Source organism: Mycolicibacterium duvalii, from assembly GCF_010726645.1.
Lineage (GTDB): Bacteria > Actinomycetota > Actinomycetes > Mycobacteriales > Mycobacteriaceae > Mycobacterium > Mycobacterium duvalii.
On sequence record NZ_AP022563.1, the window covers coordinates 1,559,784 to 1,580,831 of the forward strand.

At 68.0% G+C, this 21,048-nt stretch carries 18 protein-coding genes and 1 rRNA gene; 2 read left to right on the forward strand and 17 right to left on the reverse strand.

Going from position 1 to position 21,048, the window contains the following annotated elements:
- Positions 1-231: 231 nt before the first annotated feature.
- From G6N31_RS07140 to G6N31_RS07170, 7 genes are all read right to left on the reverse strand, one after another.
- Positions 232-1,749 (reverse strand): 16S ribosomal RNA (locus G6N31_RS07140).
- Between the two features lie 440 nt (positions 1,750-2,189).
- The gene (gene tyrS / locus G6N31_RS07145) at positions 2,190-3,464 is read right to left on the reverse strand and encodes a tyrosine--tRNA ligase (protein WP_098005686.1); all 1,275 of its coding nucleotides are present in this window, start codon (positions 3,462-3,464) and stop codon (positions 2,190-2,192) included.
- An 18-nt stretch (positions 3,465-3,482) separates the two neighbouring features.
- Complete coding sequence (locus G6N31_RS07150; RefSeq protein ID WP_098005688.1) at positions 3,483-4,094, reverse strand: DNA-3-methyladenine glycosylase; 612 nt, start codon at positions 4,092-4,094, stop codon at positions 3,483-3,485.
- Position 4,095: 1 nt separating this feature from the next.
- Positions 4,096-5,145, reverse strand: a complete 1,050-nt coding sequence (locus G6N31_RS07155) for an alpha/beta hydrolase (protein WP_098005689.1) — start codon at positions 5,143-5,145, stop codon at positions 4,096-4,098.
- 5 nt (positions 5,146-5,150) lie between these two features.
- Positions 5,151-5,369 (reverse strand): Trm112 family protein, encoded by a 219-nt coding sequence (locus tag G6N31_RS07160; protein WP_098005691.1) that lies wholly within the window; start codon positions 5,367-5,369, stop codon positions 5,151-5,153.
- Positions 5,366-5,911 carry a hypothetical protein gene (locus tag G6N31_RS07165; RefSeq protein ID WP_098005693.1) on the reverse strand — a complete coding sequence of 182 codons (546 nt, stop codon included), beginning with the start codon at positions 5,909-5,911 and terminating at the stop codon, positions 5,366-5,368. Before G6N31_RS07165 ends, G6N31_RS07160 begins: the two co-directional genes overlap by 4 nt.
- 53 nt (positions 5,912-5,964) lie before the next feature.
- Positions 5,965-8,931 (reverse strand): acyl-CoA synthetase, encoded by a 2,967-nt coding sequence (locus tag G6N31_RS07170; RefSeq protein WP_098005695.1) that lies wholly within the window; start codon positions 8,929-8,931, stop codon positions 5,965-5,967.
- Between the two features lie 79 nt (positions 8,932-9,010).
- On the opposite strand from G6N31_RS07170, the gene G6N31_RS07175 reads away from it, so the two are divergent.
- Together G6N31_RS07175 and G6N31_RS07180 are read left to right on the forward strand one after the other, a co-directional pair.
- On the forward strand, positions 9,011-10,771 hold the full coding sequence (locus G6N31_RS07175) for an ABC-F family ATP-binding cassette domain-containing protein (RefSeq protein ID WP_098005697.1): 1,761 nt from the start codon (positions 9,011-9,013) through the stop codon (positions 10,769-10,771).
- Positions 10,768-12,069, forward strand: coding sequence for a hypothetical protein (locus tag G6N31_RS07180; protein ID WP_098005699.1), 1,302 nt, complete (start codon positions 10,768-10,770; stop codon positions 12,067-12,069). The genes G6N31_RS07175 and G6N31_RS07180 overlap by 4 nt, the downstream gene beginning before the upstream one ends.
- Here G6N31_RS07180 and G6N31_RS07185 read toward each other — a convergent pair.
- Genes G6N31_RS07185 through argJ form a run of 10 tightly spaced genes read right to left on the reverse strand, consistent with a single transcriptional unit; the run spans position 12,026 to position 21,043 of the window.
- A complete protein-coding gene (locus G6N31_RS07185; RefSeq protein ID WP_098005701.1) occupies positions 12,026-12,535 on the reverse strand; it encodes a hypothetical protein in 510 nt (169 codons plus the stop codon). The genes G6N31_RS07180 and G6N31_RS07185 overlap by 44 nt on opposite strands.
- The gene (locus G6N31_RS07190) at positions 12,532-13,101 is read right to left on the reverse strand and encodes a hypothetical protein (RefSeq protein ID WP_098005703.1); all 570 of its coding nucleotides are present in this window, start codon (positions 13,099-13,101) and stop codon (positions 12,532-12,534) included. Before G6N31_RS07190 ends, G6N31_RS07185 begins: the two co-directional genes overlap by 4 nt.
- A complete protein-coding gene (locus G6N31_RS07195) occupies positions 13,098-13,721 on the reverse strand; it encodes a hypothetical protein (RefSeq protein WP_098005705.1) in 624 nt (207 codons plus the stop codon). The genes G6N31_RS07190 and G6N31_RS07195 overlap by 4 nt, the downstream gene beginning before the upstream one ends.
- 12 nt (positions 13,722-13,733) lie before the next feature.
- Entirely contained in the window at positions 13,734-15,146 is a 1,413-nt protein-coding gene (gene argH / locus G6N31_RS07200; protein WP_098005706.1) for an argininosuccinate lyase, read from the reverse strand.
- 17 nt (positions 15,147-15,163) lie between these two features.
- The gene (locus G6N31_RS07205; protein WP_098005708.1) at positions 15,164-16,366 is read right to left on the reverse strand and encodes an argininosuccinate synthase; all 1,203 of its coding nucleotides are present in this window, start codon (positions 16,364-16,366) and stop codon (positions 15,164-15,166) included.
- A 22-nt stretch (positions 16,367-16,388) separates the two neighbouring features.
- Entirely contained in the window at positions 16,389-16,880 is a 492-nt protein-coding gene (locus G6N31_RS07210; protein WP_098005711.1) for an arginine repressor, read from the reverse strand.
- Positions 16,877-17,800, reverse strand: a complete 924-nt coding sequence (gene argF, locus G6N31_RS07215; RefSeq protein WP_098005712.1) for an ornithine carbamoyltransferase — start codon at positions 17,798-17,800, stop codon at positions 16,877-16,879. The genes G6N31_RS07210 and argF overlap by 4 nt, the downstream gene beginning before the upstream one ends.
- On the reverse strand, positions 17,800-18,948 hold the full coding sequence (locus G6N31_RS07220; RefSeq protein ID WP_098005754.1) for an acetylornithine transaminase: 1,149 nt from the start codon (positions 18,946-18,948) through the stop codon (positions 17,800-17,802). Before G6N31_RS07220 ends, argF begins: the two co-directional genes overlap by 1 nt.
- 38 nt (positions 18,949-18,986) lie before the next feature.
- Entirely contained in the window at positions 18,987-19,859 is an 873-nt protein-coding gene (gene argB / locus G6N31_RS07225; RefSeq protein ID WP_098005714.1) for an acetylglutamate kinase, read from the reverse strand.
- Positions 19,856-21,043 carry a bifunctional glutamate N-acetyltransferase/amino-acid acetyltransferase ArgJ gene (argJ, locus tag G6N31_RS07230; protein ID WP_098005756.1) on the reverse strand — a complete coding sequence of 396 codons (1,188 nt, stop codon included), beginning with the start codon at positions 21,041-21,043 and terminating at the stop codon, positions 19,856-19,858. The genes argB and argJ overlap by 4 nt, the downstream gene beginning before the upstream one ends.
- Positions 21,044-21,048: the final 5 nt, after the last annotated feature.

Sequence of the window (21,048 nt, forward strand, 5' to 3'; positions counted from 1 at the left end):
GGGCAACAACACTCCGACCCCACACGCACTCGGCGGAGCCACCCCCCAAACCACAGGGGCACGGGCTTGTTGTCTCAAAGCCCAATAGTGTGTCCGGCGATTCCATCGACACGATGTCTCCCACACCGCATCTCAACGTTTGTTGTGCACCAAACCAGGCGCCACTACAGCGCACCGATTCCTCACGGCTCGGGTAAGACCCAGTGTCTCAACCCTTTTCGTGGTGCTCCTTAGAAAGGAGATCCAGCCGCACCTTCCGGTACGGCTACCTTGTTACGACTTCGTCCCAATCGCCGATCCCACCTTCGACGGCTCCCTCCCACAAGGGTTAGGCCACCGGCTTCGGGTGTTACCGACTTTCATGACGTGACGGGCGGTGTGTACAAGGCCGGGAACGTATTCACCGCAGCGTTGCTGATCTGCGATTACTAGCGACTCCGACTTCACGGGGTCGAGTTGCAGACCCCGATCCGAACTGAGACCGGCTTTGAAAGGATTCGCTCCACCTCACGGCATCGCAGCCCTTTGTACCGGCCATTGTAGCATGTGAAGCCCTGGACATAAGGGGCATGATGACTTGACGTCATCCCCACCTTCCTCCGAGTTGACCCCGGCAGTCTCTCACGAGTCCCCACCATAACGTGCTGGCAACATGAGACAAGGGTTGCGCTCGTTGCGGGACTTAACCCAACATCTCACGACACGAGCTGACGACAGCCATGCACCACCTGCACACAGGCCACAAGGGAACCGACATCTCTGCCGGCGTCCTGTGCATGTCAAACCCAGGTAAGGTTCTTCGCGTTGCATCGAATTAATCCACATGCTCCGCCGCTTGTGCGGGCCCCCGTCAATTCCTTTGAGTTTTAGCCTTGCGGCCGTACTCCCCAGGCGGGGTACTTAATGCGTTAGCTACGGCACGGATCCCAAGGAAGGAAACCCACACCTAGTACCCACCGTTTACGGCGTGGACTACCAGGGTATCTAATCCTGTTCGCTCCCCACGCTTTCGCTCCTCAGCGTCAGTTACTGCCCAGAGACCCGCCTTCGCCACCGGTGTTCCTCCTGATATCTGCGCATTCCACCGCTACACCAGGAATTCCAGTCTCCCCTGCAGTACTCCAGTCTGCCCGTATCGCCCGCACGCCCACAGTTAAGCTGTGAGTTTTCACGAACAACGCGACAAACCACCTACGAGCTCTTTACGCCCAGTAATTCCGGACAACGCTCGGACCCTACGTATTACCGCGGCTGCTGGCACGTAGTTGGCCGGTCCTTCTTCTCCAGGTACCGTCAATCTCTCTTCGTCCCTGGCGAAAGGGGTTTACAACCCGAAGGCCGTCATCCCCCACGCGGCGTCGCTGCATCAGGCTTGCGCCCATTGTGCAATATTCCCCACTGCTGCCTCCCGTAGGAGTCTGGGCCGTATCTCAGTCCCAGTGTGGCCGGTCACCCTCTCAGGCCGGCTACCCGTCGTCGCCTTGGTAGGCCATCACCCCACCAACAAGCTGATAGGCCGCGGGCCCATCCCACACCGCAAAAGCTTTCCCCCACCAGGCCATGCGACCAGCAGGGTGTATTCGGTATTAGACCCAGTTTCCCAGGCTTATCCCAAAGTGCAGGGCAGATCACCCACGTGTTACTCACCCGTTCGCCACTCGAGTACCCCGAAGGGCCTTTCCGTTCGACTTGCATGTGTTAAGCACGCCGCCAGCGTTCGTCCTGAGCCAGGATCAAACTCTCCAAACAAAAACGTTCAGAACAAATTTGACCAAACAAAAGACACCAAAACTGGCATCAAAAAAAACCGCACCCCTAAACGGGAAAAAGAAGCACGGCAAAAAACAACAACAAACAAAAACCACCAAACACACTATTGAGTTCTCAAACAACACACCCGCTCGGCCGCGCAACCAACCCTCGGCGATTAAGCCGCTGCAGGTCGTGCGGACGATCAGGAACCCACCTCAGTGGATTTCCCTCTGGGAGTCTGCCGCGCTCCCCGGGCTGGGCCCGTGTCGCGGCGACCTGGAATAAGTTACGTCAGTGGAAACTCCGAGTCAAATCGCCTGCTAGAGGGCCATTTCGACGGTTCTCGGACGGGCGTACCACTCAGTGCCTCGACAGCTCAGAGCTTCGACTCTGAATCCCTCAACGCGGGAGCGCGCACCGTTGTTCCCGGGTGCAGCTCATGGGACTCGCTCCACACCGGCGACGTTGCGTTTGCCGCGACGCAGCACCAACCACTTCCCGTGCAGAAAATCACCCGCACCCGGGACCCAGTCGTCGGTGGTGATTTTGACGTTGTTCACCGACACACCCCCCTCCGCGAGGGTGCGCCGGGCCGCTCCCTTGCTCGCCGAAAGACCGGTCGAGACCAACAGGTCGATGATCGAGTCCGCCCCGCCGGGTTCGAGGCGGGCGACCGCCGCCTCGCGCAGCGCCGCAGCCAGAGTCGGCTCATCGAGCTGGGTCAGCTCGCCGCGCCCGAACAGCGCCTGGCTGGCGTGCTCCACCGACGCCGTCGCCGACTCCCCGTGCACCAAGGTCGTCAACTCCCTCGCCAACCGACGTTGCGCGGCCCGTTCGTGCGGTCGCTCCGCGGTCGCCTCTTCGAGCTCGCTGAGCTCGTGGGCTCCCAGGAAGGTGAACCACCTCAGGTAGCGGATGACATCGGCATCAGCGGTGTTGATGAAGTACTGGTACCACGCATAGGGGCTGGTCATGTCCGGGTCCAGCCAGAGGCTGCCGCCGCCGGTGGACTTGCCGAACTTGCGCCCCTCGGAGTCCGTCACCAGCGGGGTGGTCAGCGCGTGCACGGTCTCGCTGCACTTCTGCCGGACCAGTCGCACGCCGGCGATGATGTTGCCCCACTGGTCGGAGCCGCCGACCTGAAGTGTGCACCCGTAGCGCTGGTGCAGCTCGACGAAGTCGTTGGCCTGCAACAGCATGTAACTGAACTCCGTGTAGGAGATGCCCTCCCCGTCCAGCCGGCGTCGCACCGTGTCGCGATCGAGCATCACGTTGACCGAGAAGTGCTTGCCGACGTCACGCAGGAATTCGATCGCCGACAACTCCGAGGTCCAGGTCAGGTTGTCGGCGATGACCGCTCCGGTCGCAGACCCGTCGAACTCCACGAACCGTTCGAGCTGGCCCCGGATCCGGTCGGCCCACTCGGCGACGGTGTCGGCGGTCTGCAACGTGCGCTCCCCCACGTCGCGAGGATCGCCGATCATCCCGGTGGCGCCGCCGGCGAGCACGATCGGCCGGTGCCCCGCCTGCTGGAACCGGCGCAGCGTGAGCAGTGGGATCAGGTGACCGGCGTGCAGACTCGGCGCCGTCGGGTCGAATCCCGAGTACACGGTCACCGGTCCGCCGGCCAACGCCTGTCCGAGCGCGTCGCGGTCAGTGGATTGGGCGACCAGCCCACGCCATTCCAGATCGTCGAGGATGCTGCTACCCACAGCGTCGATCTTCCCGCATCAGTCACTGAGCCCCGGAGCCGGTGCCCGTGGACTGCGTCGGTAGGCCGATACCTCGGGATGACCGGGCAGCCACATCCGCCACGGGCGGTCGGCGGCCTTGCTCACCCCGACCCGTGGCCCGGCGTCTCCGACCCGCAGCTCGTTGAGTGCGAGCCGGACCGGTGAGCCCGGATCGAAGAGCTCGACACCGTTGTCCTCCATGGTGATGCCCAGCGCCGAGCAGAGATTGCCCGGTCCACGGGCCAGGGCCTTCTCGGTGAGGTGCTCGCCGCGCCGACGACGGGCGACGGTTACGCCCTCCCTGACGACCGCGGCGCGCAGCAACACGGCCGCGGCCACGCCGTCGGAGGCGCACGCCACGTTGGCGCACACGTGGATTCCGTGGCTGCGGTAGGTGTAGAGCCGTCCCGGCGGGCCGAACATCACCGCATTGCGCAGGCCCGGCCCCCGATACGAGTGAGCCGCTGCGTCTGGCCACGGTCCGTCGGCCGGACCGCCGTAGGCCTCGACCTCGACGATCACGGCGTCGACGCCGCGTCCGATCAGTGTCGACCCCAGCAGCAGCCGTGCTGCGGTGAGCGGGTCGACCGCGAGTGCTTCGGCCGACATGTCAGCTGCGGAGTACGCCGGCCAGGGCTTCGGCGACGACGCGGTAGGCGACGTCCTCTTCGGGATGGACTCCGGGGAAGAAGTAGAAGCCGTGTGGCATCCCGTCGGGGAAATAACCGACGGCTCGGCCGCCGGCCTGGCGGATGCGCTCGGCGAACGCCCGCGCCGAATCGACGATCGGATCGTGCGTGCCCGCTACCACGACGGCGAGCGGGTAGCCGTCCAGCGCACCTTCGATGGGGCTCACCCACGGGTGGTCCCATGCCGTCGTCCCGACGTAGGCGCCGCGGATGAAACCGGCGAAGGCCATGTCGTAGACGACGCCGCGCGGTGCCAGTGCGAGGAACGAGGGCCACCGTTCGAAGTGAAAGTCCGCGAATGCGCCGAGCATGACGACCGCGTCGGGGATCCGCAGGCCCTCGTCGCGGGCCCGCAACGGCAGTGCGGCGGCGAAGTTGGAGCCCGCGGAGTCCCCCGCGACGACCACCCGGGCGGTGTCGGCGTCGATGTCGGCGCCGTGATCCACCACCCACGCGTAGACGTCGACGGCGTCGTCGAAGGGCACCGGGAACATGAACTCAGGGGCGGACCGGTAGTTGGCCGACACCACCAGGGCGTTGTTGGTGACGGCGAGCTTGCGGGCCAGGAAGTCGCAGTCCTCGGACGAGCCGACGGTGAATCCGCCGCCGTGGTAGTAGACGATGACCGGCAGCCGCCGGTCGACCGAATCCGAGGGCCGGTACAACTGGCAGCGGGCTACCCCGTCGCGCACCGGCAGGTACACCTGCTCGACCGCCACGTCGGGTACCGCCTCGGCACCGCTGGGCGGAACCAGGGCCGGGTCCGGTTGACCGCCGTCGCCGATATAGCCCGACCGCACCGGCGCGATCATCAGGTCGCGCAATGCGACCGGTCGGCGGTTGTTGGCGATCACCCGGTACATCGGCATCGCCGGGTCGGCGGGGTCGATATGGCTGAGCCCGTCGATGGTCACCGGCGCGGTGACGTCGACCTTGCCGTCGGGAACGGTGCGCAGGGACGCGTCGACCACCGGGGTCAGGACGGGTCGTCGGCCGCGGCGATCAGCCGACGGTGCTCGTCGTCGTCGACGCCGACCGCTTCGTCGACCAACAGCACCGGGATCCCGTCCTCGATGCGGTACTTGCGGTGCAGGCGCGGGTTGTACAGGCAGTCGTCGACGAACATCAGCGGCCCGCGGTCCTGCGGGCAGACCAGGATGGCCAGGAGTTTCTCGTCGAGCGTGGTGCTGCTCAACTGCGGCCCGGCATCGGGAAGATCTGCGAATCCTGCTGCATCGGGCTCTCCGGAACCCACCCCGGCATCGCCGGCGCACCCGGTGTCTGCGGTCCGACCGGACCCTGCGGCCCCGGCTGCTGGGCCGGGGTGTTGGCGCTCTGCAACTGCAGCTTGCGTTGATAGGCCACGGTCGCGCGCAACGCCTCGATCAACGGCGTCTGGTTGGGGCGCTTGTCCAGCGCGGCCGCCAGCGCCTGCGCATTGGCCATCGACGGCCGGAAGCCCTGCATGCGCAGGGTCATCGCCTGATCGATGAGCTTGGAGACCTGGCCCCCGCCGGCGCCGGTCTGGTACTCCTGCGAGATCGTCATCAACAGTCGATCGGGATTGACCCGGACCGGGGCGTCCTGCTGACCCGACGGCGCGGTCGGCTGGCCCGGCTGCGCCGGCTGGGTGGGTTGGGCCGGCTGCGCTGCCGCGGTGGGCACCGACAGGGCTCCCGCCAGCGCTGCTGCGGCCACCGCGACCGCCGCGGCGCGGCGCCTGCTCTGAGAAGACATCAACCCCTCCTAGTCGGACAGCGCGAGCCTAACAGCGTGTCCGGGCACCGGCATCACGACCGATTGCCGGCGATCTCGTTCCGCACGGCAGCTGTCAAACGCTTGTACCGAGTGCTATCGGGGTCGCGGTACCAGGCGTTACGCGACGCCTTCGGGATGCCCTGCTGCTGCAGCGGGCCCGCCAGGGGGCGGTAGGTCGCGGTCAGTGTCATGTCATTGACCACGTGCACCAGATCAGGCGCTTCGCCGACCGGGAGATCGGCCAACGCTTCACTGAGATCGGCCGAGGGCACGCTTCCGCCCGGATGCAACGCCAGTGCGGTGACCGCGATCGTCTCGCCGTCGACCTCGACGCCGTAGGTGACGGCCATGTCGACCGCACCGAGCCGGCCGGCGGCGTCGTTGACGGTGGCGGCGAACACCGGTCCGCGCTCGGTGTGGATGACCGCGGCGCGATTGTCGACCAGCCAGTAATCGCCGTCTTCGTCGCGCCGGAACAGGTACTCGGTGGACACCCAGGTGTCGGCCGGGGCGAAGACGCCGCGCTTGACCGAGGCCAGCGGGTCCACCGGGCCGCGCGGACGCGCCAGGAGTACCCCGACCTCGTTGGTGTCAGCCCGACGGACGAACCCCTGCTCGTCTTCGAGGATCAGATCCTCTTCCGGGTCGTAGGCGGCCAGCGCGATCTCGCCGCCGCCCGGCAGCGGACGGCCCTTGCTGCCGATCTTGGCGCCCTTGACGTTGGCCAGCACGGCCTGACCGTCGGTGGTGGCGAAGAACTCCACCACGTTGGCGGGTTCGAACACCTCGACGACGCGCTTCCACAGCCCGGTCGGCATCCCCGAGCCGATGAACAACCGCACGGGGTGGTTGCCGGTCAGGGAGAACGCCGGGTCGTCGATGACCTCCCGCAGCATCGCCCAGGTGTAGGACACGACCGTCACCCCGTACTGGCGGATCTCCTGGACGAAACGGTCCGGGCGCAACTCCCGCGACAGGGCGATACGGGCACCGCCGACCACCGCCCCGCCCAGGCTGACCAACAGACCGGACTGGTGGTGCAGCGGCGTCAGGCAGTACACGGTGTCGCTGCGGCTGAGGTTGGCCGCCGACGCGGTGCCGAAGGCCGACAGCGCCCAGCGGAAGTTGGTGATCTGGCGGGCCACCAGCTGGCCGCTGACCGTGCTGAACGCCACAAAGGCCAGGTCCCGCGCCAGCCCGGGGTTGGGCCGGTACCAGCCGGGCAGTTCAACCCGGTCGGGATCGATCCGCTCCATGTCGATGACGTCGGCATCGGCCGGGACGTGCAGGTCCCGGGATTCGCCGCCGCCGAGCACGAGCACCCGCATCTCGAGGCGGCGGGCCGCATCGAGGCTGCTCGGGTCCGCGATGACCTCGGAGACCGCGGCCAACTCGACCGCGGCGGCCAGGTCGGCGTCGGGCGGCAACATCACCGCCACGGCGCCGAGGCGCGACAGTGCAGCGATCGCGACCAGCGCACTCGGTCGGGTATCCATCAGCACTCCGACCCGAGCGCCCTGTCGAACCCCGACCTCGATCAGACCGCGCACGACGTTGTTGACCCGGCGGTCGACCGCCTCGTAGGTGTGCACCCGGCCGTCGAACAGCAGCGCCTCGCCCTGCGGAAAATCACGAGCCTGCTCACTCATGATGCGGCCCAGCGAGATTCGGGTGTGGTCGTTGACCTGTCCGAGGCGCGCCAGGCGCGGCAGGGTACGCGCGGTCTCGACGGCCAGCGTGCGCGCGGAGCGGTTTGCCGAGACCAGGGCGTCGGCGGCCGAACGCGCGAGGCTGAAGGCCATCTCCGTGGCGGCGGCGGTGCTGTGGGCCAGCCGCGAGGTCAGCGTCACCCCGCTCTCACTGGCCTCGGTGGGCTGCAGGGCCATCGGCGACACCCCGTCGGGCATCGAGCCGCCGCCGTCGAGCCAGCGCACCCAGTCGGCGACGGTCGGCCACGTCTGGTCGGACGCCTTGGAACCCACGACCAAGCCGAAATGTCCTGCCCGAATGAGGAACTCGTAAACGTCGGCCTTCGGCGCGGCGCGCTTGATGCCGCGCACCGACGCGGGCTGTCCGATGTCGTCGACTTCACCGATCACCGCCAGCACCGGACAGTCGATGTCGGACAACGTGACCAGGTCACCGTGGATGGAGAAGCCGCCTGTCATCATGCGGTTGTGCGCGATGAACTGCTTGAGCAGTTCGGAGATCGCCGGACCCGACCACGCGATCCAGCCCTCCGACGCCAGGAACTTGCGCTGTTGTTCCCTCGGCAGCAATGCCTCCCGGTCGTGCAGCTGGCGCAGGAAGTCGATCCGCGACTGCGCCGTCTTGATCGGGTCGAGCATCTGGAAGCCGGTGCGGGCCAGCCACCCCGGGATGTCGATGCGGCTGAAGACGTGATCGGCCATGAAGTCGGCGGCTGCCGGTGCCAAGGTGGCCGGCAGATTCATCGGCAGCGCCGCCAGCGTGTCCACCGGCGCCCCGAACGCCACGATGCTGGCGATGTCCTTGGTCCGGCGATACGCCGCCGTCTGGTAGGTGAACATGCCGCCCTGCGAATAGCCGGCGAGATGGATGTCGCGGCCGGTGACGGTCTTGACCGTGTCGATGGCTGCGCTCAACGCCACGATGTGGTCGGCAAGCGTGCGTTGCATGCCGCCTTCCATCTTGTCGGGCGATCCGAAGTCGATCACCCACGGGTCGATACCGGCGCGGTGCAGGATGCCGACGGCGCCGTCCTCGCGGGTGACGTCCCACATGTCGGCCGACATCATCATCGGGTGCACCATCAGGACCGGCGGGCCGGCGGGCTTGGCTCCGGGCCGGGAGTCGGGCGGGAAGTAGCGCCGCAGCCGGTACATCGGCACGCTCTCGATGATCTGGAACGGCGACGGCACGGCCCCGGTCTCGAGGCCGCCGTAGCGCAGCACCTCCAGACCGTTCTGCGCCGTGGCCACCAGTCGGCCCACCGGCCCGGTAATCGCCGAGAGGTCCACCAACGTGCGCTCCCTTGACCGTCGTCACCCCACCTGCCGTCGCCATCATGGCACAGCCCCGGCCTATCATCGGGCGCTGATGGCAAACCTCATCAACACCGAACGAGCGACTGTCGCCTACGGCACTCGCACCTTGCTCGATGGTGTCAGCCTCGGGGTTGAGGAGGGCGACGCGATCGGTGTCGTCGGCCGCAACGGTGACGGAAAATCGACGCTTCTGAAAGTGCTGACAGGGACTCTGGTTCCCGATTCCGGACGGGTGACGCACACCTCGGATCTGTCGGTCGGTTACCTGCGCCAGGCCGACGATTTCGAGGCCGGCGCGACCGTGCGGTCGGTGATCGTCGGTGGCCGCCCCGACCACGTCTGGGCAGCCGATGCCCAGACCCGGTCTGTCGTCGAGCATCTCCTGGCCGGCGTGGATCTGGATGCGCCGGTCTCCACGCTCTCGGGTGGCGAACGTCGTCGCGTCGCGCTGGCCGAGGTGCTGATCGCCGCTCATGACGTGGTGATCCTCGACGAACCGACCAACCACCTCGACGTGGAGGTGATCGGCTGGCTGGCCGGGCAACTGACCGCCCGCCCGGCCCGGGCACTGGTCGTGGTCAGCCATGACCGGTGGTTCCTCGACGCCGTGTGCACCAAGACCTGGGAGGTGCACGACGGCACCGTCGACTCCTACGACGGCGGCTACGCCGCCTACGTGCTCGCGCGTGCCGAACGGATGCGCATGGCGGCCGGCACCGAAGCACGCCGAAAGAACCTCATGCGCAAGGAGTTGGCCTGGCTCCGGCGCGGACCCCCGGCACGGACCTCCAAACCCAAGTTTCGCATCCAGGCCGCCAACGACCTGATCGCCGACGAGCCGCCGCCGCGCGATTCGCTTGTGCTGCAGCGGTTCGCCTCGGCCCGGCTGGGCAAGGACGTGTTCGATCTGCACCGGGTCCGACTGGAGGTCGGCGAGCCCCCGCGGGTGGTGCTCGACGGCATCGACTGGTCGATCGGACCGGGTGCCCGGATCGGGCTGGTCGGGGTCAACGGCACCGGCAAGACCTCGGTGCTGCGGCTGCTTCTGGGTGAGCTCGAACCGGTCTCGGGCACGGTCAAACGCGGCGTGACGCTGCGCATCGGTTATCTCAGCCAGGCGGTGCGGGAACTCGACGAATCGCAGCGGGTGATCGACGCGGTCGAGGACCGCCGCCGGATCACCGAACTCGCCGGTGGCCGAGAGATCAGCGCCGAGACTCTGCTCAAGGACTTCGGATTCGTCGGCGACAAGCTGGTCACCCGCGTCTCCGAACTCTCCGGCGGGGAGCGGCGTCGCCTGCAGTTCCTGCGCCTGCTGCTCGACGAACCCAACGTGCTCCTTCTCGACGAGCCCACCAACGACCTCGACATCGACACGCTGACCGTCATCGAGGACTATCTCGACGGCTGGCCCGGCACCCTGCTCGTGGTCAGCCACGACCGTTACTTCCTCGAGCGCGTCAGTGACGTGACCTATGCGCTGACCGGCGGTGGACGCTGTGACCTGTTGCCCGGCGGGGTCGAGCAGTATCTGGCCGACCGGGCCGCTGCGGCCCGACCGGACCCCGCCCGCAGCGAGCCCCGGGCCGAATCGGCAGCGGCCCGCGACCGGCGTACCGGAAAGGAGTTGTCGCGCATCGAGAGCCAGCTGGGCAAGCTGGACGACCGCATCGCCGCACTGCACGAGTCGATGGCCCACGCTGCGGCGGACCATGTCCGGGCCGGCGAACTCAACGCCGAACTCACCGAGCTGCTTGACAAAAAGGACTCCCTGGAAGAGACGTGGCTGGCACTCGCCGAGGATGCCGAATGAGTTGGCTGGTGCGACCGTTCGTGCTGTTCCTGCGCTATTGGCCGCAGCTGGCCGCCTGCTACCTGCTCGGGCTGCTCGGGCGCAACGGTGCGATCTGGCTTGCGGCGTGGGCCGGCTGGGACAACGACTTGTGGGCGTCGCTGATCATGCCGCTGGCCGGCATCGCCCGGCTGGGCTCCTACGTCGCGATGTTCTTCGTGCTTCGACCCGCCATCCCCGGCATCGCGGCACTGCCGCACCGGTCGGCGCGCAGCGTGGACCTGTTCTCTTCGGTGATCCTGCCGTTCTTCGCCATCTACCTGGCGTGGCAGATGTTCCGGGAGGACTGGCTGGCATTCGAGGTCCAGGCTCTGGACTATCGGATGGCCGACTCGATCACCAACCCCGGTCAACCGGAGATCGATCCGGAGAACCTGCCGGTCAGCACGACGACCTGGGTGGTGATCGGCATCGCGTTGGTCGCGCGCTTCGTGCTGAGCCGGTACAGCGAGAAGTTGCCGGGCTGGTTTGTTGCCGTCCGCATTTACGTCGACGCGCTGTGGGTCTTCCTGGCTTTGACATTCTCGGTCAACCAGGGTCTGAGCCTGCTACTGAACCCTGCCGGCTGGCTGGCCGAGCGCCGAATCGTCGTGTGGTTCAGCCATACCCGTGAATCTCTTTTCGCCTATTTCGCCCCGTTGGAGACGGTGTGGGACACCGGTACATGGGCGGTGAAGACGGTCTTCGGCGGTGCTGCCGTACCGCTGATCTGGTTGGCGGTGGCCGGCATCGTCTACGGGGTGTCGGCCAGTCAGGACTGGCGGGCCCTGGCCCAGCGGGTCGCCGGGGAGCGGGCGCGGGTGGTGATGTCACGGCACGCGCAGACGCGGAAGCGGGTGCAGTCGCGGTGGCAACGCCTGCCGACCACGTGGCGCAGTGACGCCCGCGGCTACCTGGATTCGCGCTTGGGCAGGTTCAAGCCAATCGTGGACTCCGGACGAATCTTGCTGCACGGCGGCATCTTCGCGTTGTCACTGTACGTGTTGGCCTACCTCGGCCTGGCCTGGTTGGACATGGCGGGCAGTTTCTACCGACCGCAACTGGGCTCGGGGTACCTGCTTCGAGGAATGGCGTGGCTGATCGGCCCGCAGTCCCAACAGTTCTGGTACGCCGCCCTGCCGACGCTCGAACTTCTCGTCCACCTGATCGTCGAGCCGCTCCGGATCTGTCTGATCGCGGTGACGCTGGGGTACTGCCTGCACCGGATCCCTTCTGCTACAGCTGTAACCGAAGCACGATCGAGCCCCCCGTTGTCGTGACATCGACGGCGGTGGGCGCGATGTCGGCGGGGATCACGAAGGCCCATTCCACCGGGCCTGGCGCGGTGCACAGCGACCCCGCACCGTCGGCGGGCTTCACCCCGAAGGCAGAGACGGACTGGCCCCGCCACCGGTGTCTGCCGTCCGTGAGCACCCCGAAGCAGCCCAGCTCCGGTCCGGGAGGACCGCTGCGCTGCAGGGTCACCACCGTCACGACGGTGCCTGCGGGCAGCGTGGAACCCGGTGGCTTGACCCGGCGGCCGAGATGTCGCACCCCACCGACGGTCCAGGTCTGGCCGTCGACGGTGACGCTCTGCCCCGGGCCCGCCTCGGTGCCCGGACGCACCGTGGCCCGGTACTCCGACCACTGCGGCTCCAGGTCGGTGACCACCACGGCGACCAGCGCCGCAGCCGTAACCGCCGCGCCGATGACGTTACGCTGCCACAGCTTCAAGCCCCGTCTCACGCGCTCTCCCGGGTGGGCGGCAGAATCAGCGGGTCCGCTTCGAGCACGGCATCGGCGAACGGGATGTCGACCACCAGCCTGGAGTCGAGGCGACTGTCACCCGACCAGACTCGCAGAGCCATGTGCGTCGAGGGATTGAGCAGTTCGGGGTCGACGTCGAACGCCCAGGATCCGTGCTGCGTGATCAACGGCGACAGCGCCTTGCCCAGCTGGACGAACTGGAATCGGTCCGACGGCAGATAGGCGGCGGGGCCGACGAGCAGTTCGACGCTCGGCAGCACTTCCTGACGGGTTGCCAGCAACTCTGCGTCAACGAGGATCCATCGACCCAACGCGGTGATCACCGGACGACGCGGCGCCTGCACCTGTTGCCCGACCCGTATCCCGGTCACCGTCACGTCGAACAACCGTCCGCTGACCTGCTCTCCGACGCCACCGCGGACATCGAACGGTCGGTACACCTCCGAAGGTGCGGGCAGGTTGTGCCACAGCGCCGCGGCAGCGGCGATCACCGCCGCGGTGGTCAGCGCATGCAGCACCGTGCGCCGCTTCGACCGCGCCGTCATCGCGGACCCGCCACCTCAACGACGACCTGACCGTATTCATCGCTGTCGATGTAGTGCTCGCCGTAGATCACCATGCCCTCCCGCAACGATTTACGCGACACTCGCACGGTGACCGAGTCACCCGGCACCAGCTGACCTTCCGGAAGTTCCCACACATACGCGAGCTCTTCTTCAAGCCCCGGGCCCAGGGTGATCGCCCGTGAGCCGTCGAGTAAGCGTGCGACGCCGACGAACTCGGCGTTCGCGACCCCGCGCAGAACCAGCTCCCGATCGATGCGCCCGGAGACCGTGCCGTCGTTGCGCAGAGTCACCACCACCCCCAGGTAGCGCCGGCCGGGTTTCTCAGGCGCCTGGGTGAAACCCGCGGTCTGCAACTCGGGGACCAGCCGGGCCCGGTGCACGGTGACGGTGTACTGGCCGTCACTGAACTCCTCACCCGGCGCGAAGAGTGTCACGTCGGTCTCGACGCGGTCCAGGCCGCCGAACAACGCGGCCACGGCGAGGGTGACCACCAGTGCCGCCGTCCACCATTGACGCGGGCCGCGTTCGGTCAGCCAGCGTCGTATCCGGTGACGCGGACTGGCGGCGGGCGGCAGCTGCTGCCCCGGCTCGGCGGGCATGACCTGATGATGCTAGCGGCGCAGGCGCAGCCGTAACTCGTCTGCGGTGTGGCGCACCGTGCTGAGCTGCTTGGCCACCTGAACCGGGGCGGTGCCGCCGCGGGCGTCGCGCGAGTCCACCGATCCCTCGATGGTCAGCACCTCACGCACCTGCGGGGTCAGGTCGGGATGGATGTCGGCCAACTCGGCGTCGGCGAGATCCTCCAGGCCCACGCCGCGGGCCTCGGCCGCCCGCACCGCCGCCCCGGCGGCCTCGTGGGCGATCCGGAACGGAACACCGCGGCGCACCAGCCATTCGGCGACGTCGGTGGCCAGGGTGTAGCCCAGCGGCGCCAGTGCGGCCATCCGGTCGACGTCGAAACGCAGCGTGCCCACCAGTCCCGCCATCGCGGGCAGAAGCAGTTCGAGTTGGGCGACCGAGTCGAAGACGGGCTCCTTGTCCTCCTGCAGATCCCGGTTGTAGGCCAGCGGCTGCGCCTTGAGTGTGGCCAGCAGCCCCGTCAGGTTGCCGATCAACCGTCCGGACTTGCCGCGGGCCAGCTCGGCGATGTCGGGATTCTTCTTCTGCGGCATGATCGAGCTGCCCGTCGACCAGGCGTCGTGCAGTGTCACGTAGCCGAATTCGGTGGTGCTCCACAGGATGATGTCCTCGGCGAACCGCGACAGGTCCACCCCGATCATCGTGAACACGAACGCCGCCTCCGCGGCGAAATCCCGCGCTGCGGTGGCATCGATCGAATTGTCGGCGGCGGCGGCGAAGCCGAGTTCGGTAGCGATCGCATCCGGGTCCAGCCCGAGGGAGGAGCCGGCCAGCGCACCCGAACCGTACGGCGAGACCGCAGCGCGTCTGTCGACGTCGGCGAGCCGGTCGACGTCGCGCAGCAGCGGATGGGCGTGGGCGAGCAGATGGTGGGCCAGCAGCACCGGTTGCGCCGACTGCAGATGGGTCTTGCCGGGCATGATCGCCGTCGGGTGCGCGGCAGCCTGAGTGGCCAACGCCGCCACCACCTCCAGCACACCGTCCGCGACGCGGCGGATGGCGTCGCGCAGCCACAGCCGGAACAGCGTCGCGACCTGGTCGTTGCGTGACCGGCCGGCCCGCAACCGCCCGCCGAGTTCGGCGCCGACCCGGTCGATCAGGCCCCGTTCCAGCGCGCCGTGCACGTCCTCGTCAGTGGTCACCGGTCCGAAGCTGCCGTCGGCGACATCGGCGGCCAGGTTGTCCAGACCGGTCAGCAGGCCGTCGCGCTGCTCGGTGCTGAGCAACCCGGCGGAGAACAGCACGCGGACGTGGGCTTTGGACGCGGTGATGTCATAGGGCGCCAGCGCCCAGTCGAAATGGGTGCTCTTGCTCAGCGCGGCCAGTGGTGCGGACGGCCCATCGCTGAACCGCCCACCCCACAGCGACCCCTCGTTCGTGCTCACCGGGTCACCCTAATCCGTCACTTGATGCCCAGGTCGCGCCGCGCGGAGATGCTCGACGACAGCCCGTGGATCTGAACGAAGCCCCGCGCCGCCGACTGGTCGAAGGTGTCGCCCTCGTCGTAGGTGGCCAGGTTGAAATCGTAGAGCGACTCGGCGCTGCGGCGGCCGTTCACCGCGATGTGCCCGCCGTGCAGCACCAGCCGGATCTCCCCGGTGACGTGCTGCTGGGTGTGCGCGACGAACGACTCCAGCGCCGATTTGAGCGGCGAGAACCACAGCCCGTCGTAGACCAGCTCGCCCCATTTCTGGTCGGTGGTCCGCTTGAAGCGGCCGAGTTCGCGCTCGAGGGTGACGTGCTCGAGTTCGGTGTGCGCGGTGATGAGCACCATCGCGCCCGGCGCTTCGTAGATCTCTCGGCTCTTGATGCCGACCAGCCGGTCCTCGACCACGTCGAGCCGGCCCACACCCTGGGCGCCGGCGCGCGCGTTGAGCTGCTCGATCGCCTGCAGGACGGTGACCGGCTGCCCGTCGATGGACACCGGCACGCCCTTGTCGAACCCGATGACCACCTCGTCGGGCACGCCCCAGTTCACCGTCGGGTCCTCGGTGTACTCGTAGACGTCCTTGGTCGGCGCGTTCCACAGATGCTCGAGGAATCCGGTCTCGACGGCGCGGCCCCAGACGTTCTGGTCGATCGAGAACGGCGAACGCTTGGTGACGTTGATCGGGATGGCGTTCTCCTCGGCGAACGCGATCGCCTTCTCCCGTGTCCACGCGTAGTCGCGCACGGGCGCGAGCACCTGCAGATCGGGTGCCAGGGAAGCGAATCCGACTTCGAACCGCACCTGATCGTTGCCCTTGCCCGTGCAGCCGTGCGCGACGGTGCCGCCGCCGTGGTCGCGGGCGGCGTCGACGAGATGCTTGACGATCAACGGCCGGCTCAGCGCCGAGACCAGCGGGTAGCGGTCCATGTAGAGCGCATTGGACTGGATGGCGGGCAGGCAGTACTGCTCGGCGAACTCGTCGCGGGCGTCGACGACGACGGCCTCCACGGCGCCGCAGTCCAGCGCACGCTGCCGCACGACGTCCATATCCTCACCGCCCTGCCCGAGGTCGATGGCCACGGCGACCACCTCGCGACCGGTCTCCTTGCCGATCCAGCTGATCGCCACCGAGGTGTCCAGACCGCCGGAATACGCCAGGATGACGCGCTCGGACATAACGAACTCCTTCTGCTAAGTGTTATTTGAGGCTTTTGGAAAGGTTTTCGACCGTCGCGGCCAGTTCCGCGCCGGTCATCGGTTCGCGGGCCACGACCAGGATGGTGTCGTCCCCGGCGATGGTTCCGACCACGTACGGCAGCGCCGCCCGGTCGATGGCGCTGGCCAGATAGTGCGCCGCGCCGGGCGGGGTGCGCAGCACCGCCAGGTTGCCGCTGGCATCGGTCGATACCAGCAGGTCCCCCAGCAGCCGGGTCACCCGGTCGGTGCCTCCGGTCACCCCGCGCACCGGGCTGCCGTCCTCGGGGACGACGTAGACCCCGACCCCACCGTCGGCGCCCCGCAGTTTGACCGCCCCGAGTTCCTCGAGGTCCCGCGACAGCGTCGCCTGGGTGACGTCGATACCTTCGCCGGCCAGCAGCGCCGCCAGTTCAGTTTGACTGCGCACCGATTGCTCCGACAGCAGCGCCACGATCCTGGCCTGCCGTCCGGCGCGGGTGGCTGCCGCCGTCATCGGTTATCCAACAGCCATACCAGCAGCGCCTTCTGGGCGTGCAGCCGGTTCTCCGCCTCGTCCCACACCGCGCTCTGCGGGCCGTCGATCACCTCGTCGGTGATCTCGTGCCCGCGGTGCGCCGGAAGGCAGTGCAGCACAACGGCTTCGGAGTCCGCACGAGACAACAGATCGGCGTTGACCTGAAACGGCCGGAACGGCCGCACCCGGTCCAGACCGTCGTTCTCCTGACCCATGGAGGTCCAGGTGTCGGTGACCAGCACGTCGGCGCCGTCGGCCGCGCTGTGGGCGTCGTCGGTGACGGTCACCGTCGCACCGGTCTGGTGTGCCCGCGTCTCGGCGGCGGCGACGAACATCGGGTGCGGCTCGAAGCCGCGCGGAGCGGCGATGGTGACGTGCACGCCGGCGGTGACCCCGCCCAGCATCAGCGAGTGCGCCATGTTGTTGGCGCCGTCGCCGAAGTAGCTCAGCCGCAGCCCGTCGAGCGAACCTTTGCGCTCGGCCAGCGTCTGCAGGTCGGCCAGCACCTGGCACGGGTGGAACTCGTCGGACAGCGCGTTGACGATCGGGACGGAGGCGCCACTGGCCATCGCGGTCAGCCGCTCCTGGGCGAAGGTGCGCCACACGATCGCGTCGACGTAGCGCGACAGCACCGCGCCGGTGTCCTCGAGGGTCTCCTCCCGTCCGAGCTGAGTGCTGCGGCCGTCCACCACGACGGCGTGCCCGCCGAGGGCGGCGATGCCCATCTCGAACGAGAACCGGGTCCGCGTCGAGTTCTTCTCGAAGATCACGGCGACCCCGCGGGGGCCTTCCAGCGGCCGGCGGCTGAACGGATCCCTCTTCAGGTCGGCCGCCAGCGCGAGCACCTCGGCCTGCTCGTCTGGCGAGAGATCGTCGTCACGAAGGAAATGCCGGGTCATCAGCTCCTCATCTCTGTGTCCGCCTCGTTCAGCACGGCGGGAAGCGCGGATACGAACGCGTCGATCTGGGCTTCGGTGATCACCAGCGGCGGGGCCAGTCGCACGATGTCGGCCCCGGCGGCGTTGACCAGGAACCCGGCCCGGCGGGCGGCGGTCTCCACGTGTTTGGCGGCCTCCGCGGTCAACACCACCCCGCGCAGCAGTCCGCGTCCGCGGACATGCGCGATGAGCGGATGCGCGAGCGCCTCGATACCGTCGGCCAGCGTCTTGCCCAGGACATCGGCACGCTCGATCAACCCGTCGGCGGACAGCACATTCAGCACGGCCAGCGCGGCGGCGGTGCACACCGGGTTGCCGCCGAAAGTGCTGCCGTGCAGGCCCGGGGTGAGCAACTCGGCGGTCTCCCCGACCGCCAGGCACGCACCGATCGGCAGGCCGCCACCGAGCCCCTTGGCCAGGGTGACCATATCGGGGGTGATGCCGTCGTGTTGATGGGCAAAGAATGCACCGGTACGGCCCACGCCGGTCTGCACCTCGTCGAGCACCAGCAGCGCACCGTGTTTCGCCGTGATCTCGCGGGCAGCGACCAGGTAACCCGGCGGTGGGACGACGACACCGCCCTCGCCCATGATCGGTTCGAGAAACACCGCGGCGGTGTCGGAATCCACGGCGGCGGAGAGCGCTTCGACGTCGCCGTAGGGAACGAAGGTGACATGTCCGGGGAGCGGCTCGAACGGCGCCCGCTTGGCCGGTTGACCGGTGATGGCCAGCGAGCCCATCGTGCGGCCGTGGAATGCCCCCTGCGCGGCAACCAGTTTCGTCTTGCCGGTGAGGCGGGTGATCTTGAAGGCGACCTCGTTGGCCTCGGTGCCGGAGTTGCAGAAGAACACCCGGGCCGCCACGCCGAGGTGACCCACCAGCGCTTCGGCGAGCGCGATGCCCGGCTCGGTGGCGTACAGATTGGAGGTGTGGCCCAGCGTGCTCATCTGGCGGTGCACGGCTTCGATCACCGCGGGATGACAGTGCCCGAGCACGTTGACCGCGATGCCGCCCAGCAGATCGAGGTAGGTCTTGCCGTCGGCGTCGGTGACCGTGGCGCCCTCCCCACTGACCAGTGCCAGCGGCGGGGTGCCGTAATTGTTCATCATGACCGCCGACCAGCGGCCCAGAAGCGTTGCGTCGTCGGTCAATTCCCCACCACCTTGGTGCCGGTACCTTCGTCGGTGAGCAGCTCGACCAGCACGCAGTGGGCAACGCGGCCGTCGATCACGTGGGCGCTGGGCACACCGCCGTCGATGGCTCTCAAGCAAGCCTCGATCTTGGGCACCATGCCGGCCTCAAGCGTGGGCAACAGCTGCGTCAGCGCTGCGGCGTCGATCTCACTGACCAGCGAACCGCGGTCGGGCCAATTGGAGTAGAGCCCTTCGACGTCGGTGAGCATCAGGAGCTTCTCCGCGCCCAGCGCCTCGGCCAGGGCGGCTGCGGCAGTGTCGGCGTTGATGTTGTGCACCACGCCGTCGGCGTCGGGCGCGATCGTCGAGACCACCGGGATGCGGCCGGCCCGGATGAGGTCCACCACCGCGTCGGTGTTGACCTGCGCGACGTCGCCGACCAGTCCGATGTCGGTGGGCACGCCCTCGACCAGGACCGAACGCCGTTGTGCGGTGAACAGATGCGCGTCCTCGCCGGTGATCCCCACCGCGTACGGGCCGTGGGAGTTGATCAGGTTCACCAGTTCACGACCGACCTGACCGAACAACACCATCCGCGCCACGTCGAGGACTTCCGGTGTGGTGACGCGAAAGCCACCCTTGAAATCGCCGGCGATGCCCAGCTTCTTCAACATCGCGCTGATCTGCGGTCCGCCCCCGTGGACCACGACCGGGTGGATGCCGCAGTTGCGCAGGAACACCATGTCGTCGGCGAACGCGGCTTTGAGCGTGTCGTCGGTCATCGCGTTGCCGCCGTACTTGATCACCACGATCCTGCCGTGCAGCGCTTTGAGCCACGGCAGCGCTTCGGCCAGCACGCCGGCCTTGTCCGGGGTCTGCAGGTTCATGAGCTGTAGGCCGAGTTCTCTTCGACGTAGCCGTGCGACAGGTCGGTGGTGCGGATCGTCGCCGTGGCCGCGCCCACCGCGAGATCCACGGTGACGACGATGTCCTCGCCGGACAGGTCGACCTCCCGTGCGCCGGGGGTGCCGACGCTGTCGACGCACACCGGGAAGCCGTTGAAGGCCACGGTGATCCGGTCGGCGTTCAACGCCACCGGCGCCATGCCCACCGCGGCGAGCACCCGGCCCCAGTTCGGGTCGGACCCGAACAACGCGGTCTTGACCAGGCTGTCCCGGGCGATCACCCGCGCCGCGACCACCGCCTCGTCCTCGGTGGCGGCACCGGTGACGGTCACCGCGACGCGCTTGGTGACGCCCTCGGCGTCGGCCTGCATCTGCGCACAGAGATCGTCGCAGACCGCCAGCAGCGCCGCGTCGAGCTCGTCCTGCGTCGGGGTGATCTCACTGGCCCCCGAACTCAGCAGCAGCACGGTGTCGTTGGTGGAACTGGCGCCGTCGACGTCGAGCCGGTCGAAGGTCCGCGCCGCCGCATGTCGCAGGGCCCGGTCCAACGCCTCCGGAGCGGCGACCGCGTCGGTGGTGATCACACAGAGCATCGTGGCCAGCGAGGGGGCCAGCATCCCGGCGCCCTTGGCCATGCCGCCCACGGTCCACTTGTCCGGGTGGTGCAGTGCGACCTGTTTGGGCACGGTGTCGGTGGTCATGATGGCGCGTGCGGCTTCCTCGCCGCCGGTCAGCCCGCCGGCCAGTTCGTGCACGATCTCGCTGACCCCGGCCAGCACCTTGTTCATGGGCAGACGGTCGCCGATCAGCCCGGTCGAGCAGACCGCGACCTCAATCGCGCCCGTCTCGGTGCCCCAGTCCGACAGCGCCGCGGCGACAGCCTCGGCGGTGGCGTGGGTGTCCTGGAAGCCCCCGGGGCCCGTGCACGCGTTGGCTCCACCGGAGTTGAGGATGACAGCCCGCAACCGGCCGGTGGTCAGCACCTGCTGTGACCACAGCACCGGAGCCGCCTGGACCTTGTTGCGGGTGAACACTCCCGCCGCGGCGTAGTCGGGACCCTCGTTGAACACCAGGGCCAGATCGGTGGCGCCGGAGGCTTTGATTCCCGCGGCGATGCCGGTCGCGCGGAAGCCCGCGGGCGCGGTCACCCCCTGGGTGCGCACCATCCGGG

Excerpts from the sequence above, each read along its gene's own strand:
- G6N31_RS07220 (WP_098005754.1), bottom strand. The coding sequence starts at position 18,948 with ATGATGAACAATTACGGCACCCCGCCGCTGGCACTGGTCAGTGGGGAG.
- G6N31_RS07150 (WP_098005688.1), bottom strand. The coding sequence starts at position 4,094 with ATGTCGGCCGAAGCACTCGCGGTCGACCCGCTCACCGCAGCACGGCTG.
- argJ (WP_098005756.1), bottom strand. The coding sequence starts at position 21,043 with ATGGTGCGCACCCAGGGGGTGACCGCGCCCGCGGGCTTCCGCGCGACC.
- G6N31_RS07190 (WP_098005703.1), bottom strand. The coding sequence starts at position 13,101 with ATGACGGCGCGGTCGAAGCGGCGCACGGTGCTGCATGCGCTGACCACC.
- G6N31_RS07180 (WP_098005699.1), top strand. The coding sequence starts at position 10,768 with ATGAGTTGGCTGGTGCGACCGTTCGTGCTGTTCCTGCGCTATTGGCCG.
- G6N31_RS07195 (WP_098005705.1), bottom strand. The coding sequence starts at position 13,721 with ATGCCCGCCGAGCCGGGGCAGCAGCTGCCGCCCGCCGCCAGTCCGCGT.
- G6N31_RS07175 (WP_098005697.1), top strand. The coding sequence starts at position 9,011 with ATGGCAAACCTCATCAACACCGAACGAGCGACTGTCGCCTACGGCACT.
- G6N31_RS07205 (WP_098005708.1), bottom strand. The coding sequence starts at position 16,366 with ATGTCCGAGCGCGTCATCCTGGCGTATTCCGGCGGTCTGGACACCTCG.
- G6N31_RS07210 (WP_098005711.1), bottom strand. The coding sequence starts at position 16,880 with ATGACGGCGGCAGCCACCCGCGCCGGACGGCAGGCCAGGATCGTGGCG.
- argB (WP_098005714.1), bottom strand. The coding sequence starts at position 19,859 with ATGAACCTGCAGACCCCGGACAAGGCCGGCGTGCTGGCCGAAGCGCTG.
- argF (WP_098005712.1), bottom strand. The coding sequence starts at position 17,800 with ATGACCCGGCATTTCCTTCGTGACGACGATCTCTCGCCAGACGAGCAG.
- G6N31_RS07165 (WP_098005693.1), bottom strand. The coding sequence starts at position 5,911 with ATGTCTTCTCAGAGCAGGCGCCGCGCCGCGGCGGTCGCGGTGGCCGCA.